This is a genomic window from Halobacteriovorax sp. (genome assembly GCF_041587335.1).
Taxonomy (GTDB): domain Bacteria; phylum Bdellovibrionota; class Bacteriovoracia; order Bacteriovoracales; family Bacteriovoracaceae; genus Halobacteriovorax.
In genome coordinates, this window is sequence record NZ_JBFGYP010000016.1 from 1 (window position 1) to 15,307 (window position 15,307).

At 35.8% G+C, this 15,307-nt stretch carries 15 protein-coding genes; 3 read left to right on the plus strand and 12 right to left on the minus strand.

The features are described 5' to 3' along the window. Positions 1-370: 370 nt before the first annotated feature. From ABX784_RS04230 to ubiE, 6 genes are all read right to left on the minus strand, one after another. Positions 371-592 carry a hypothetical protein gene (locus tag ABX784_RS04230; RefSeq protein ID WP_372652971.1) on the minus strand — a complete coding sequence of 74 codons (222 nt, stop codon included), beginning with the start codon at positions 590-592 and terminating at the stop codon, positions 371-373. Positions 593-770: 178 nt separating this feature from the next. Further along, positions 771-1,583: a hypothetical protein gene (locus tag ABX784_RS04235; RefSeq protein ID WP_372652973.1), complete on the minus strand. Its 813-nt coding sequence runs from the start codon at positions 1,581-1,583 to the stop codon at positions 771-773. Beyond that, entirely contained in the window at positions 1,580-2,458 is an 879-nt protein-coding gene (locus ABX784_RS04240) for a 1,4-dihydroxy-2-naphthoate polyprenyltransferase (RefSeq protein ID WP_372652975.1), read from the minus strand. Before ABX784_RS04240 ends, ABX784_RS04235 begins: the two co-directional genes overlap by 4 nt. Next, complete coding sequence (gene menD, locus ABX784_RS04245; protein ID WP_372652977.1) at positions 2,455-4,173, minus strand: 2-succinyl-5-enolpyruvyl-6-hydroxy-3-cyclohexene-1-carboxylic-acid synthase; 1,719 nt, start codon at positions 4,171-4,173, stop codon at positions 2,455-2,457. The genes ABX784_RS04240 and menD overlap by 4 nt, the downstream gene beginning before the upstream one ends. 7 nt (positions 4,174-4,180) lie before the next feature. Continuing rightward, positions 4,181-5,527 carry an isochorismate synthase MenF gene (locus tag ABX784_RS04250; RefSeq protein ID WP_372652980.1) on the minus strand — a complete coding sequence of 449 codons (1,347 nt, stop codon included), beginning with the start codon at positions 5,525-5,527 and terminating at the stop codon, positions 4,181-4,183. Beyond that, on the minus strand, positions 5,528-6,241 hold the full coding sequence (gene ubiE, locus ABX784_RS04255; RefSeq protein WP_372652982.1) for a bifunctional demethylmenaquinone methyltransferase/2-methoxy-6-polyprenyl-1,4-benzoquinol methylase UbiE: 714 nt from the start codon (positions 6,239-6,241) through the stop codon (positions 5,528-5,530). It abuts the gene before it with no gap. 180 nt (positions 6,242-6,421) lie between these two features. Between ubiE and ABX784_RS04260 the strand changes: the two genes are divergently transcribed. Beyond that, positions 6,422-7,399, plus strand: coding sequence for a polyprenyl synthetase family protein (locus tag ABX784_RS04260; RefSeq protein ID WP_372652984.1), 978 nt, complete (start codon positions 6,422-6,424; stop codon positions 7,397-7,399). Between the two features lie 4 nt (positions 7,400-7,403). Here the strand turns inward: ABX784_RS04260 and ABX784_RS04265 are convergent, their stop codons facing one another. From ABX784_RS04265 to ABX784_RS04290, 6 genes are all read right to left on the minus strand, one after another. Beyond that, positions 7,404-8,264: a hypothetical protein gene (locus ABX784_RS04265; RefSeq protein ID WP_372652987.1), complete on the minus strand. Its 861-nt coding sequence runs from the start codon at positions 8,262-8,264 to the stop codon at positions 7,404-7,406. Positions 8,265-8,272: 8 nt separating this feature from the next. Continuing rightward, on the minus strand, positions 8,273-8,587 hold the full coding sequence (locus tag ABX784_RS04270; protein WP_372652991.1) for a hypothetical protein: 315 nt from the start codon (positions 8,585-8,587) through the stop codon (positions 8,273-8,275). Between the two features lie 195 nt (positions 8,588-8,782). After that, positions 8,783-9,259, minus strand: a complete 477-nt coding sequence (locus ABX784_RS04275) for a hypothetical protein (RefSeq protein ID WP_372652993.1) — start codon at positions 9,257-9,259, stop codon at positions 8,783-8,785. Then, the gene (locus tag ABX784_RS04280; protein WP_372652995.1) at positions 9,229-10,551 is read right to left on the minus strand and encodes an aminopeptidase P N-terminal domain-containing protein; all 1,323 of its coding nucleotides are present in this window, start codon (positions 10,549-10,551) and stop codon (positions 9,229-9,231) included. Before ABX784_RS04280 ends, ABX784_RS04275 begins: the two co-directional genes overlap by 31 nt. Positions 10,552-10,676: 125 nt before the next feature. After that, positions 10,677-11,213 (minus strand): inorganic diphosphatase, encoded by a 537-nt coding sequence (locus ABX784_RS04285; RefSeq protein WP_372652997.1) that lies wholly within the window; start codon positions 11,211-11,213, stop codon positions 10,677-10,679. A gap of 147 nt (positions 11,214-11,360) precedes the next feature. Next, a complete protein-coding gene (locus ABX784_RS04290) occupies positions 11,361-11,978 on the minus strand; it encodes a hypothetical protein (protein WP_372653000.1) in 618 nt (205 codons plus the stop codon). Positions 11,979-12,331: 353 nt separating this feature from the next. On the opposite strand from ABX784_RS04290, the gene ABX784_RS04295 reads away from it, so the two are divergent. Both ABX784_RS04295 and ABX784_RS04300 read left to right on the plus strand, forming a co-directional pair. Beyond that, positions 12,332-13,150, plus strand: a complete 819-nt coding sequence (locus ABX784_RS04295) for a C1 family peptidase (RefSeq protein ID WP_372653003.1) — start codon at positions 12,332-12,334, stop codon at positions 13,148-13,150. 190 nt (positions 13,151-13,340) lie between these two features. After that, positions 13,341-15,293, plus strand: a complete 1,953-nt coding sequence (locus ABX784_RS04300) for a BCCT family transporter (protein WP_372653006.1) — start codon at positions 13,341-13,343, stop codon at positions 15,291-15,293. The last annotated feature ends 14 nt before the right edge of the window (positions 15,294-15,307 follow it).

A 15,307-nucleotide genomic window follows, 5' to 3' on the forward strand; every position in this document is an offset into this window, starting at 1 on the left:
TGGCACCGAGATTGCTTTAGTATTTGATAACTTTAATGAGCACATCTCTGATAAGTATTTGTAGCAATAATTTCTAGGGAGAGTTATGTTAAAGATTTATGTGTTTATAAGTACTGTTTCTCTAACTTTATGTGTGATAACGAATCTACTTATAAGTATTGATTATCCTAGCGTTAGCTCTTATTTTGTTTTGGTCTGTGCTTTAGGATTTGGTGTTTGGGATATTGTTGATCAACGCTATCTTCGATTTGTTAAAAAGCGAAGTATGCTTATGAGAGTTTTATTTTTTATTCCGATACCAATTATGCTCTATACTACTAAATTTAACTTCTAATAAAAAGGCCACATCATTCTGTGGCCTTATCTTCAATTATTTCTTTTTTGCTCTGTGAACCTTACAAGAGTTTTTGTCACACTCTTCAGCACTATGCTTTTTTTGACCTTTTTTGTGCATTTTACACTTTTTTGAATCACAGTCTTTTTTATGCACTTTGCATTGTTTGGCATCTTTAGCACAACAAGGCTTGTCTTTTTTCATGTGAGCACATGATACAAACATTAGCGCTACAGAAATCATTAATAACTTTTTCATTATTTTCTCCTTAAAATAAGTTGGTTTTATTCTAACAAAAATCAGATCTTTTTAAAGATGTGACACATTTCTTCTATCGATTTAATAATATAATTTATCGGTTGTCGTGGAAATTGATTAAAGAAATAATTTTTTACTAGGTAATTGAGAGTGAGTTGCAATTATTGGTTTTTACGAATTAATTTTCTAAACAAAAATATTTTAAAGTATCAAGCCCACAAATGTGTTCGCCTTCAGCAGCAATCATTTTTAAAATTTTAATATTATTTGGAGGGTCAAATGAATTGGAGATTATGACTTCTTGATTCTCAAGAGCAAGCTCTTTAAGAGTATCTTTTAGTGAGATATTAAAAGTAGGTTTTGCCACAATGTACTTTGCAAAATCCAATTCTCTTCTTCTATTAATTGATTCATCTATGGCCAGATCTAGTTCATTAAATCGCTCAAGAGAAGTCCATTCCATCACATTTTGTAATGGCTCTTCTAGGTATTGAACTTTTTTAAAATCAATACCATGCAGATATTTATTTAAACTATCTAAACTAAATGATCTATTTCCATCTAGACGTAATTTAATACCTTCAGGTACTGAGTTTATAAATTCTTTAAGCCAGATTGATTCTTCTGCTAGTTTATTTCTTCCAATCTTAATTTTGTAGATTGAGCTAGATAGGTCTTTGGCCACTTTAGATGGATCTAGGTTTAAGTCTATGTAGAAGAGATCGTTCGATTCTACTTGTGTCTCTTGAGTAGAAGTGAAGATCTCAAAACACTCTTTTACAAAGAGAGCACTTGGTGTATTGAATGTCTCTGCTTTAAAGTCCTCTAGAGACTCTTCTAAAGATTCTGTGTGTAGACCTGGCAGGGGTGCTAGATCTACTTTTATTTTACTGTTGCTAACTTCTATCCATCGACGATTTGAAATTGTCTTATTACCAACTTGTATAGAAGTTGTGAGTGGGCATTGAAATTCACTAAAAGTATAACTCATATAAGAAGTCCTATACTCAGAGCTATTGAATATAGGAAGAGGTACTTTCCGGTATTTGCGAGGGCGTTGTTTAGTTCACTATTTATAGGGCCTCTCGCTATATGTTTCCATGTTCTATAAAATGGATAGCACGACAGAGTAGCAATGATTGCCCATGTCTTGTCTGTTTTTAAAGCTGCGTAGTAAGGAATAAACGTAGAAGAGAGTATAAGTGTTAGAGTAAATGCTCTTGCGTACTTTGCCCCTAAGAGTGTAGCAATTGTGACTTTGCTGGCCCTCTTATCACTTTTAATATCTCTAAGGTTATTTATACTCATAATTGCCGCAGATATTAAACCAGGACCAAATCCTAGGATTATAATATCTAAGTTTAAAGATTGGTATTGTAGATAGTATGTTCCCCAAACTGCGACTGGGCCAAAGAAGATAAGTGCAAATACTTCTCCTAGAGCGTAATGACTGAGCGGAAACGGGCCACCGGTATAACAGTATGCCGCTAAGATACAGCAGATCCCCATAATTATAATTGTCCAGCCACCAATTATCATCAAGTAAATACTAACTAAGACTGCAAATAGAAAACAAAGGATGAAACCAAGCTTTACTTTCTTTGGTTCAATTAGTCCTGTCTGAGTTACACGTGTTGGTCCAAGTCTATCATCAGAGTCTGTACCTCTGATGGCATCATAGTAGTCATTTACTAGGTTGGTTCCAACTTGCATAGATAGAGCTGCCAGTAATGTTAATGCGAATATAATAAATGAGATATTCTGAGTTTCATTGTAGGCAAGTGCAGTTCCTAAAATTACTGGACCTGAGGCAGCGGTGAGAGTCTTTGGTCTAGACGCCATAATCCACGCTTTAAATTTACTCATAACTTAACCGTCTTTAATTTATTGTAGAGATCTTTATTTGTATCATTATCAACTATAACTTCAAGAATAATAGATTCTTTATTTGTTTGAGCTTCAACAAAACCTCTATCAAATTCCTCTGTAGTACTTATTTGCTTATATTTAATATCAAATAATTTTGCCGCATTCTCAAATGTAAGTGAGTGAGGAGTTGTTAAGTAGGGAAGGAGTTCTTTGTTATTAGCTATAGGAAGGAGGGTGAATATTCCTCCTCCTGAATTATTCACTAAGATTATACAAAGTGGTGCTTTAGATTCTTTAACAATCTGAAGGGAATTTAAATCGTGAAGAAAGCTAACATCTCCTATAACAAGTGTAGTGTACTTATCTATTGATTCAGCACAACCAATGGCGCTCGCCATGAGTCCTTCGATTCCACTGACACCTCGGTTAGTGAAAATATCAATTTCTTTTTTACTCTCAAGTGATAGATAATTATCAAAACTTCTAACCACAGTACTATTTGCAATATATAGGGCCTGTGAGTTTTGTATATTATCTATTATCTTTTTTGAGATGTATGGGTAACTTAAATTAGCTTCATCAATTAGGGTACATTTCTTACTAGAGAACTCTTTCCAGTTGATATTTATTGGTGTTTTTGATGGTGTGATGACTGTGGACATCTCTTGGCAGAATTGATCGACTTCTGAGATAATTCTAAAATCTGTATTCTGAGAAGGATCCTCTTTCTCTTCACTCCAGTTTACTGTTATTAAATTTATATCTTCAAATTCTTCTAGGAACCGGTAGTAGTGTTTACTTGTTGTCCTACCACCAAGATGAATAATTGTAGTAGGTCTTTCTACGCTCAACTTTTCGTAAACTTCACTATGATCAAACGTTGGAATGATATTGTCTTCAATAGAGTAGCTATATTTTAAAGATGATGAAATATCTAGAAATACAGGCCAGTTTAGTTTCTCAATAAATTCTTTGATAGCCACTTTATCTAGAGAGCATGGTAGAGAACCCACAACCAGTAACCCTTTGGGGTTATTAGAAATAATATCTGCAATAACATTCTTTGCAGTTGGGCTTATTCCCTGAGTTGGTGGGAAGTACTTTGTTTGGTATTGCTTTTTAAATCCCTGTTCTGCCTTTTCAATATATTTAGGCGCTATATGTACCTCTGTCATATCTAGCGGCTCTCTAAGAGGAATATTTAAGTGCACAGGACCTTTTATAGGGTAGCGTGATCTAAAGATTAAATGATCTAAAGTATTTCTAATAACCTGTGGACATATTTCCTCAGTCGGTGCCCCTAAACAATTATCTGCTAGAACATGATTTCCATAGAAATGAACTTGATTAATAGTTTGATTGGCATCACTTGTCGCTAACTCAATTGGTCTATCTGCTGAGAGAACTATAAGTGGTGTCGCTGACTTCTTTGCTTCAATGATTGCTGGAGTATAATTTGCTAAAGCAGTCCCCGATGTACAAAGTAAGGCACTTGTTCTTCCCGTTGCTTTAGCATTACCTAGAGCTCGGTAAGATTGACCTCTTTCGTCTATTCCTAAATAGAGATTTACTTCATTTCTTTGTAGTAAGGATTGAACTAATGGAGCGTTTCTCATGCCTGGTGAAATATAAAAATCAATAACACCAGACTTAATAAGTTCATCAATGATTATTGATGACCACATAACTGAAAGATTATTAGTAAGTAGCATCTTGTACCTACAGTGAGATCTCGAAGTTTTTCATTTTATTTTGAGTTTCGATCCATTCACTCTCAGCTTCGCTTCCTGTAACTAGACCACATCCTCCAAACAGATGTAACTTCGTATCTTCTGTAAGAGCACTTCTTATGGCGACTGCAAATTCACAAGACTCTGCTGAGATATAACCCATTGGCCCTGCGTAAAGACCTCTGTCAAATGGCTCAGCTTCTTCAATGCATTTCTTTGCCATTTCCCAAGGTCTTCCACCTACTGCAGGAGTAGGGTGGAATGTATTTAGAAGAACTGCAAAGTTACTTCGCTCAGGTAGAGTTGCACTTATATGAGTATGAAGGTGTTGTATGAACTTGAGTTTGAGAATTGATTCTTTATTCTCAACTCTAATATCAGCACCCATTGTTGTTAGCTTTTCCTGAAGCTCTCTAGTCACAATTCTGTGTTCATTCAACTCTTTTGAAGAGCTCATTAGTTCGCTTTGAAACTTTAAGTCTGCCTCAAAATCATTAGATCTAGGTCTTGTTCCAGCAAGGCAATCCAGAGATATTTCTCTTTGATTAAGCTTAAAGAGTTTTTCCGGAGTAAAGCTCATAAAAACTTTACCATCTCCTGGATCGAGATACATCAGATAGCTATCTGTCGCATTTTTCATATTCTTTTCAAATATGGCCATAGGGTCAGCGAGTCTATCAAACTCTATAATCTCTTTTCTTGCTAAGACTACTTTTTCAAGAGGAGTGTTCTCGATATTTTTCATGCAGTAGTCAATCATATTAGACCACTGGTCTTTACTTGGGTAAGTAGAGACTTCTTGAGGCTTTGTTACTGTGAATTCATGTCTAATGAAGTTTAAGTATGCTTCAAGTTCGAAGAGAGCATTTGATCTCTTGTCTTCAGTTGAAATTGATTTCTTATTGAATACAACTTTTAGAACTGTAGAGTCTCCAGTTGTCTCAAATATAATTTTTGGGAGAGTAAAATGGCATTCGTCAAACCCTGACCATGCTTCATCTCTTTTTGAGTTTGACTCAAACCTTTGTGCACCTAGGAATGTTAGGTCACTATCAGCTTCGATCAAGCCAAGTAGTTTATTATAGTCATATTTCTTTGTATAAGTGATATGAGAACCAATACCTAGTATCTCTTTACCATTATCTTTACTCTTAAAATAGTTAAGAGGTCTGTGGATAACGTGACCAAGTAGGTTTGATAGTTTGGTTTTTTCTATTTTAAACTTATATGTAACAAAGCGTTTCTTATCCTTAGATAAGTTTTCAAAGTCCACTTGTTTCCAGTGCTCAGAAAGTTGTCTTATTACAGAATGTTTTAGCTCTAGTAGATTTATCATTTATTTCTTATCGCCGATATATAAATTAGAAATTCCAAAAGTTAGCTCTTGAAAACTAGCGTTTTCGAATCCAGCTTCTTTCATCCAGTTCGTAAAGTCTTCACCATAGGCGAAATCTTCAACCGTCTCATTTAAGTATGTATAAGCATCTTTATGTTTTGAAAGAATATTTCCTACAAAAGGAAGTAAGTGTCTGAAGTAGAACATATATACAGACTTCACTATGAAGTTCTTTGGTAAACCAAACTCCATTATCATTACTCTTCCACCTGGCTTTAATACTCTAAAGATTTCTCTTAGAGACTTTTGTGGGTCTGGAAAGTTTCTTATTCCAAAACTGATTGTCACTACATCCATAGTTTCATCTGCAGCAGGAATATTACAACCATCTCCAATGTGAAGAGCGATTTTATTTTCTAATTTTGCTTTCTTAACTTTTACTTTTCCTAGATCAACCATTCCTTTAGAAAGATCAATACCAGTTATCTTTGCAATATTCTTAGACTTAACTAGAACGAGAGGTACATCTCCTGTTCCTGTGGCCAGGTCTAGTGCTTGCATATTCTGTCTTGCTGGAAGATTCTTTAGAAGCTTACTTCTCCAGTAAATATCTATTCCACAAGAGAGTATTTTATTTAATAGATCGTAAGTTCCTGCAATCTCATCAAAAATTTTCCAAGATTCTTTCTTACGGCCTTGAAGTGCTGAAGTCATAGGTTCCTCTTTTAGGTATTCTAGGGGCACAGATATAACTTTTTGTGCCTAATGTTGCAAGTGTTGTCTAAAAAAAGTAGTAATCATTTCATGTAACTTCGTGGTTTAGCCTATTTGTCATTTACAATGAACGCTTGGATTGTTAAAAGTATGTATTATTAAAACTCTATAAATTATAATATGTTACAAGATTTTTTATCGACAATACCACTTAAGACCTTAAAACATGTTAAAGATATGGATCTAAACATATCTTCTGACAACTGTACTAAGGCAGTAAATGAGCTCCTACAAAGTAGTGTACTAGTAGGTGGTAAGCGCTTGCGCCCACTTCTGACATATCTTGTAGGTCATCTCTATGGTGTAGATTTTAAAACTCTTGATCCATACGCAAGATCAATTGAGCTTGTACACGCTGCTAGTCTCAGTCATGACGATGTAATCGACAATGCAACTACAAGACGTGGCGTACCTTCAATTAATATTCAAGCATCTAATAAGAAGGCCGTTCTAGCTGGAGATTACTTACTTTCTGATGTGATAGTAAGTCTAACTCGCGCGGGTAACTTAGAGCTTGTTGGTGAGATGGCAAAGGTGATTCAAGACCTAGCAATAGGTGAGTGGATCCAGTCGGACGCTATCGAAACAAGACAGTATACGAGCGCTCTTATAGAAGAGATTGCTATAAAGAAAACTGCTTCTGTGATGAGTTGGTGTTGTTTTGCGCCAGCAATTCTTGCAGATATTGATAGATCTACTGTTGAAAAATCAAGACAGATGGGGATTGATTTAGGAATTGCCTTCCAATTGATGGACGATACTTTAGATTTCTCTGAGGAATCTCAAAAAGACGCTAACCTAGATTTAGATAATGAACTCGTAAATTCAGTTATCTTTCAGTGGCTATGTTTTCATCCTGCTGAATTCGAAAAGTATAAGAATGGAGAGTCTCTTTCTAAACTTTATACTGGCGATAAAATTGAGAAGGCCGTTGAAGTTGTTAGAGATGCTGCTAATAAGCACATCGAGAGTGCTAGAAACCTTCTTGAAGAAATTGAAAAAGACCTTTGCTCCAATGATAAGGAACTAAAGGCCTTCCAAAAAAATAAGAAACCAATTCTTTACATCTTTGATTATTTAACTCAAAGACGTCATTAGATTCCTAGTTCCAGCATAGTTTATGCAGATTTCTAAAGATTCTTGCAGCTTCTTTAGCGTCACTTGCTGAAGACATTTTCAAACTACTCAAACTTCTTTCATGTCTATCGTCAATCATTCCTTGGTAAACTCCTGGAGTATCTCTGTCTACATCAAATGTTGTATAAGATGGGTTTGTCCAACCTATTCCCGCTGAGAAGTTATACTCTAGCCAGAAGTCTATTCTGCCTCTGTTCTCACTTGAGCGAGCTGAACCGCTGAAGTTGATGCTGCATCCATCGTTTCCAATACTAGTGTTATCAAATCTAATAGTGTCATTCTTTACACGGTAGTAGCCAGATACTTTTCTTAAGCTTCTTTTGTATAAAGAAACAAGTTCATTTGCTAGCTCTCTTTGTTTTCTAACCTTTACTTGCCTCTGTTGAGACCCTTCAAAGTCTTTACTCCAGTCTAGAGTGATCGCAAGAACCTTTCCTTTAACAAAGTGAAACGTTACCTTTTTATTGTTGTCGAGAACTTGATAGGTTTTATCATTAATCTTTTGTAGATTTGGATAAACCTTCAAGAGCTTATACTTTCTAATATCGAATAAGTTAAGGCCCTCAAAGTTACCTGAAGTCCTAGCTATATTGGCCACGTCATAGACAGTTATAAAGACACTTTCTAATTGAAACGAATCTTCATCACACGATGCCGTTGAGTCACCATCAAGAGTAAGAATAACTTTACCGTTGATAGTTCTTTCGTCTTTAATATCAAAATTCTCTTCTAGAAACTCACACGACTTTCCTGGAAGGTCGAACATATCGAGTGCATGTGCACTAAAACTTAATAGACATACTAAAATAGCTATTATGGACCTCATATCAACTCCTAAAATCTACAGCTTGCATAAGCTTGTGCATCTACAAGAGGATCCGTATATGGATTATTTGCAGAAACATATCCACTCATACAACTACCTGGACGAAGAACACCTCTTTGACTTCCTTTGAACCAGTAACCGTAAGATGTGATACCTCTTATTTTCATTGCACAGCGGATTGGTCTGCTGTAGCTGTCATTGCAAACCTCACATACTGCGCTTTTTCCACCACTTAGGTAGCAGTTCGCTTTTAAGTTAACTGTTTGTGCATTTACACTGAAAGTTAATAATACAAATGAAAAAATCATCGCTAGTTGCTTCATATATTCTCCTAATTTTATTTTTTAGAAAAATAACACTTTGCGTCATTTGGTTCAATTCATTTTCTTTACCTTTGTATTATTTACCTGATATTTATAAGTGTTTGATTTTATGTGAATTGAGAGGCCTGACTAGAGAAAGCTCAATAGTCTGGCCGTAGGGCTGATTTTTAATGAGAGTTAAAGCTCGTGGAGTAATTACTTTTTTGTGAGAATGCAGTGAGGCAGTGCTCGCGTAACATCCTTTATAGCTCTCTTACACCTTTCTACTCCAGAAGGAGTGTGTCTAGGAAAGCTTCTCTTCTTTGAGTTTTCAAATATAAGGTCATCACTTTTTCTAGCAAGATTCACCTTCGACTGATACATCTTTACTTCGACACTACAGTCTTTGAACATCTTTGTTCCGCTTCTTAACCATGAAAAGTTTAAGTGATAGTCACCAGTGATGATTCTCTTATTCTCTTCTAACATTGTGACGGAGTAGTTTTTCTCCTGTAGATACTCAATAAGCACATCTTTGTACTTTAGGTCCTCACTTGAGCTAAATGTATCCCAAAGCTTGAGTCTACAAGTATCGTGCTCTCTTTTGTAATAAATATGATCACTCTTGGCCGCAATATTCTGGGCCAAGAGTAGAAGTGTGATTAAAGAAATTGCTTGTAATCTTCTTGGCATGCAGCCTCCACCTCTTTGATTTCTTTTGGAATCATCGCTGTTAAGTTTTCATGAGATGATTCAGTTATAAGTATATCATCTTCTATTCTAACAGCTAAGCCTCTGAAATGTTCAGGGATATTCACATTATCTTTTTGAAAATATAATCCAGGCTCTATTGTAAAGCACATACCTTTTTGAAATTTAATAGGATCAAAATTCTTATCTAGGTAAGGGTTTTGATCGTGAACATCTAAACCAATCCAGTGAGATGTTCCATGAGGATAAAACTCTCTAAATAGATTCTTTTCTATAATTTCATCTAGACTTTGGCTTAGTATACCTAGCTCTTTTAGGCCAATAGACAGCTCTTTTACCGATGCCATGTGGACTTCTTCTAAACTATGACCTGGTGAAGATTTACTAAAACTTGCTTTCATTGCTCTGAGTACAACTTCATAAATTTCTTTTTGAATTGTTGAGAATTTCCCGTTGATAGGGAAGGTTCTAGTCACATCACTAGCGTAAGTTCCATACTCACTACCAGCATCTATAAGTAGAGTTTCACCATCAATTAAAGGTGCATTATTCTCTACATAGTGAAGGATTGTCCCATTGTCGCCACCAGCAACAATAGATCCATAGGCCTCACCGCTTGCACCATGTTTTTTAAAGACATAGTTCATAATATTGTGAAGATCTGCTTCAGAGTGAGCGGAGCTTGCCATTGCCATGGCCGCTCTATGTGCCTTATTTGTCGCGGCAGCGGCCTTCTTCATTAGCAAGATTTCATTTTGATCTTTTATCAATCTCTGCTTTTCTATAATTGTATTTAAATGTCTAAATGCTTTAGGTGTAGGCATTTTTAAACGATTTCTTGGATCAAGTCCCATCGCCATTTTTTTAACTTTATTAAATAGTGTTGTCTCATTATTTAAATCTATAAAGACTTCACTATGACCTTTCATAAGCTCTGGGAGAATTTCATCAAATTGGTCTAAAGTATAAACTTCGTCCATTTCGAATATGTCTTTAGATTTCTCTACTCCGAGCCTTCTTCCGGCCCAGATCTCCTGCATTCTATCTTTTGGTCTTACAAAGAGGTGATCTTTTTTCTTTGCATGTGGTGTTAGAACAAGAATTGAATCCGGCTCGTTACTACCAGTTAAGTATTTAAAGTTTGAGCTTTGACGAAAATCAAACTCAGTATCATTAGATCTAGTCATATGTGTTGCTGCAGGAAGGATTGCTATCCCATCTTTTAATTTTGAAATAGTCGCTATTCTTCTGCTTTTATAATCTGTAGATTGCATATAGTTCTCCTAAATGAATATTATAAGATAGAGTGGCCTAATCGTCCAAATGGTTATTTTTTATTTAGTGATATTATGTGGAGTTTAGACAAAAAAAAGGGCCTAACTAGTAGGCCCATATTTTATTATTTTAAGTTTTTTTCTTCTTTATTGTAGAGTTCAATTGCGTTGTTTAGAACTACTAGCGCTTCTGCTTGATCTGTGAAGTCATTTACTTCAACTGTCTTTTTCTCTAGAGCTTTATAAGTCTCAAAGAAGTGCTTGATTTCTTTAAGTGTGTGCTCTGGAATATCTTTAATAGAGTTGAATCCATTAAATTGAGGATCGTCAGCGTGTACAGCGATAAGCTTGTCATCTACTTCTCCACCATCAATCATATGCATATTACCAATAATCTTAACGCTCATTAAACACATTGGAACTACTTTTGCTTGTCCAAGTACTAGTACATCAAGAGGATCATTGTCATCACAGTAAGTTCTTGGAATAAATCCGTAGTTTGCTGGATAGTGAACTGCACTTGAAAGAATTCTATCAACCTTAATTAGCCCAGTTGTCTTATCTAGCTCGTACTTTGTTTTTTCACCACGAGGTACTTCGATAATTGCATTTACTATTGCTGGACCTTCTTGCCCAAGAGACACATCATGCCATGGATTCATTATATTTACCCTTTTTAAAATTTTTGCCATTCTAGACCTAATTTCATGGAGAGTAAATTTCTAGTAGGGGATTTATAGAAAAATTTATATGACTAAACACAAAAAAGGCCCCTTTCGAGGCCTTATTTATGTGATTTTATAATAAATCTATCTTTGTACGCAGTATTGTCTTCTTGTTGTGTTGTTTTCACACTTTCTCATCGCTTTTTGACAAGCTTGAGCCTGTACACCTGAGTTTCTGCGACCAGTCGCTTCAGCAGTGTGAGTTCCTCTTACATTTCCTCTTGCTCCCATTCTATCTACTGTACAAGATCTTGTTACTTGTCTAGTTGGAGGAGTTTGTCTTCTTGTAGATTGCACACATCTTGCTCTTAAGTTTCTTCCGTTTCTATTTCTTTGGATTAGGTCTCTCATACAAGCATCTTCTGCTGCTCTACAGCTCATTCTACTGAAAGTATCAACTACTCTTCCATTTCTTCTTTCAAGATCAAATGAACAGTTTCTATTACCATTTCCTCTACCACTACCTTCTACAGTACAAGTAAGGTTGGCATTGTAATCCCATCTTCTTCTTTCCCTCATTTCCTGCCTACAATCTTGTAGAGCTTCGTTACAGGCCCTGTTGTAGTTATAGTCAAATTTTACAAATCTTTGAATTGTGTAAGATCCATATCTTTCTTGCTGATCAAGGTTAGCTGTACACACTTCTGCGCTTACGCTAGATACAGTCAATAAAGTTACAAGTGCCATAAAGATTTTTTTCATTTTGTTTTCTCCCTCTTGGTTATTCCTTAACTTAGTTTTCTCTTTTGAGAGATATTGTGGCAACCGCTGTCTCTAAATAACTGCTATTTTTCACGAAATGTAATACTTTTTTGTGAAATGTAAGTTTTTTGCTTTTGTTCGAAAATATGAAGAATTATAACTTATTGATAATATTACTGGTGTCAAAGTGCGCATAGGGTCAGACTGAAACTATCTGTCATTATAAAAGAGTTTTGTTAATTATATTTTTGATTTAATTTTTCTGTCTAACTCCATATCTTCAGTATATTTTTCAAATAGATTGAACCAAATGGCTAAAAAGCATAAAAGATAGCTTAATCGAGGACATCTCTATGCTTAAGTTATTTATAATTCTATTTGTTAGTTTTTCTGTTCAAGCTAAGGTCGTTGACCTTAAGAAATACCAGACGCCAGTTAAAGATCAAAAAGATAGAAATACTTGTGCGTACTTTGCTGTTACGGCCCTAGTTGAGGGTGTGATTAGTGAGAAGTTTAATAAGAAATTCGATATCTCAGAAGAATTTCAAATTTTCTATGGCAAAGATCATTTCAATGAATATGCTGATAAAGAGTTTGGAAATACATCTATGATCGCTAAAAACTTTATTAGCCAAAGCTTTATAATGAAAGAAAAAGACTTTCCTTATAAGCCTTTCCCTTTTGATGCAGGTAAGGTCTGTGAGGGAGAAGACCCTTATAGTACAGCGACTCCAGCTCACTGCTTCTCTGGAGCTCCTGTAGAGTTTAGTTATGACCAAGGAGTTAGAGTTAATGGCCTTACTTATGATTGGATAACTGGAATGTGGGATTTTGGTAAAACTCAATCACAACTTATTCAAAAGAGAATTGATAAAGGAAGACCAGTTGTTTTAACTCTAAAAGTCTATCCTCCAGGTTGGGATAATACACATGTTGAGTATACAGATGAAACAAATGCAAAGTGTGAAACTGGTGAGTACGAGTGTTATGGTCATGCAATTTTATTAACAGGCTATGACACTGAAAAAAAGATATTTATGTTTAAGAATAGCTGGGGAAAAAGCTGGGGAGACCAGGGCTACGGAACAATGTCTTTTGACTACGTTAATAACTACTCAGATTCCCCTGTCTCTGTTTACTTTGATAAGTTAATGGGCGAAATTAGAGAATAAGCCTGACATTCTGTACCTATAGACACTCATAGAACCTTTTTCAAGATTTCAATACTTTAAATATAATTTAATTAGTAATGCTATGTATTTAGGCTATTCGGTTATTCCTAATGGCCTACAATATAGACTTAGCTTTTTCGTACTTTATCCGAAAGGGTTCCATATATATATTTACTTCAATGGGGTGTTAATGAATAATTCTTCGAATATGAATAAGCGCGTATTTTATACGTCCGCTATTTTTATCGCACTAATCACTATTTTTGGTTCCATCTGGCCGGTAGGGATGGAAGAGCTCTTTAAAGGTATTCAACATTGGTTGATTACTAAAACGAGTTGGTTCTATATCTTATCAGTAGGAATAATTCTCTTCTTCTCTCTGTGGCTAATGGTTAGTCGAATGGGGGATATTAGACTAGGTCCTGATCACTCAGAACCTGAGTACACAAATCTATCTTGGTTTGCAATGCTCTTTAGTGCTGGTATGGGAATTGGTCTTCTGTTTTTTGGAGTTGCCGAGCCGATGATGCACTTTACTGCTCCTCCGGTTGGGGAAGCCCAATCTATAGAAGCCGCCAGAGAGGCAATGAAGATAACTTTCTTTCACTGGGGACTTCACGCTTGGGCAATCTACGCTACTCTAGGAGTTATTCTAGCTTACTTCAGTTATAGAAAAGAGCTACCACTTCTTCCAAGATCAGCATTCTTTCCAATTATCGGTGATAAGATTCATGGTTGGATGGGTGACTTTGTAGATATCTTTGCCATTATTGGTACGATGTTTGGTGTTGCAACTTCTCTTGGCTACGGAGTAACTCAGGTTAATGCTGGGCTTAACTACCTTTTTGGACTCCCTCAGACTCCGATGATTCAAGTTCTACTTATAGTAGGAATTACTTTTCTTGCAACTATCTCAGTAGTTCTAGGACTTGATGGGGGGATTAAGAAACTTTCAAACCTAAACCTTGCACTTGCGGCGGTATTATTAGTAGCAGTTCTACTGCTTGGTGATACTGTATATATTCTTCAGTCTTATATTCAAAACACTGGAGCATACCTTTCTGACATTATTTATAAGACATTCAATCTCTATGCTTATGAGAAGAAAGAGTCTTGGATTGGTGGTTGGACACTTCTTTACTGGGGTTGGTGGATTTCATGGTCACCGTTTGTAGGGATGTTTATCGCTAGAATTTCTAAAGGTAGAACGATTAGAGAATTTATGGTTGGAGTTGTTTTTGTTCCAGCAGCATTTACTTTTCTATGGATGACTGTATTTGGTAACTCTGCAATCTCTCTTGCTCTTTCAGGAAGCGCTGATAAGTTAATTGAAACAGTAAATTCAAATGTACCAGTAGCATTATTTCAATTCTTTGAATATCTTCCAGGGACAACTTTTCTCTCTGGTTTAGGTGTTATTCTAGTGATGACTTTCTTTATCAGTTCTTCTGATTCAGGTTCACTTGTCATTGATACTTTAGCATCTGGCGGTTCTCATGAGCCTCCTGTGTGGCAGAGAATTTTTTGGGCAGTAATGGAAGGTGTTGTAGCATCAACTTTACTTCTTGCTGGTGGTTTAGGCGCCTTGCAGACAATGACTATTGCCTCAGCCTTTCCGATGATCTTTATGATTATGGTAGCGCTCTTTGCTTTTATAAAATCACTGCGGGCCGATTATTTACTTCAGTCATCAGTGCAAAATCACTCTACGACAATTCAGTATACGCAGGCCTCAATGGGTTGGAAAGATAGGTTGCAAACACTCGTAGATCATCCTACTCATGCCAATGCTTTAAACTTTATAAAAGAAACAGGACTGCCGGCGATTAAGGAATTAGCAGATGAGCTAACAGCTAGAGATCAAACTGTTGTAGTTAATGAGGGCCCTAAGTCTGTAGATATCACTATCAAAAACTTAAATGTTGAAGATTTTCATTATTCAATAAGGCTTAGAGAGTTTATTGTTCCAGAGTATGTTGAAGATAATCAAAACTCATACTGGAGAGCTGAAGTATTTCTATTCTCTGGGGGACAACATTACGATATTTATGGGTATTCTAAGGAGCAGATTATTGCAGATGCGATAACTCAATACGAAAAACACTTTCACTTCTTACACGTTCATAATTCAGAAAAAGCATAAGAATAAAAAGGGGA

Bases quoted from the DNA above. Each gene is read 5' to 3' on its own strand.
- ABX784_RS04230 (WP_372652971.1), bottom strand. From the start codon at position 592: ATGAAAAAGTTATTAATGATTTCTGTAGCGCTAATGTTTGTATCATGT.
- ABX784_RS04235 (WP_372652973.1), bottom strand. From the start codon at position 1,583: ATGAGTTATACTTTTAGTGAATTTCAATGCCCACTCACAACTTCTATA.
- ABX784_RS04240 (WP_372652975.1), bottom strand. From the start codon at position 2,458: ATGAGTAAATTTAAAGCGTGGATTATGGCGTCTAGACCAAAGACTCTC.
- menD (WP_372652977.1), bottom strand. From the start codon at position 4,173: ATGCTACTTACTAATAATCTTTCAGTTATGTGGTCATCAATAATCATT.
- ABX784_RS04250 (WP_372652980.1), bottom strand. From the start codon at position 5,527: ATGATAAATCTACTAGAGCTAAAACATTCTGTAATAAGACAACTTTCT.
- ubiE (WP_372652982.1), bottom strand. From the start codon at position 6,241: ATGACTTCAGCACTTCAAGGCCGTAAGAAAGAATCTTGGAAAATTTTT.
- ABX784_RS04260 (WP_372652984.1), top strand. From the start codon at position 6,422: ATGTTACAAGATTTTTTATCGACAATACCACTTAAGACCTTAAAACAT.
- ABX784_RS04265 (WP_372652987.1), bottom strand. From the start codon at position 8,264: ATGAGGTCCATAATAGCTATTTTAGTATGTCTATTAAGTTTTAGTGCA.
- ABX784_RS04270 (WP_372652991.1), bottom strand. From the start codon at position 8,587: ATGAAGCAACTAGCGATGATTTTTTCATTTGTATTATTAACTTTCAGT.
- ABX784_RS04275 (WP_372652993.1), bottom strand. From the start codon at position 9,259: ATGCCAAGAAGATTACAAGCAATTTCTTTAATCACACTTCTACTCTTG.
- ABX784_RS04280 (WP_372652995.1), bottom strand. From the start codon at position 10,551: ATGCAATCTACAGATTATAAAAGCAGAAGAATAGCGACTATTTCAAAA.
- ABX784_RS04285 (WP_372652997.1), bottom strand. From the start codon at position 11,213: ATGAATCCATGGCATGATGTGTCTCTTGGGCAAGAAGGTCCAGCAATA.
- ABX784_RS04290 (WP_372653000.1), bottom strand. From the start codon at position 11,978: ATGAAAAAAATCTTTATGGCACTTGTAACTTTATTGACTGTATCTAGC.
- ABX784_RS04295 (WP_372653003.1), top strand. From the start codon at position 12,332: ATGCTTAAGTTATTTATAATTCTATTTGTTAGTTTTTCTGTTCAAGCT.
- ABX784_RS04300 (WP_372653006.1), top strand. From the start codon at position 13,341: ATGAATAATTCTTCGAATATGAATAAGCGCGTATTTTATACGTCCGCT.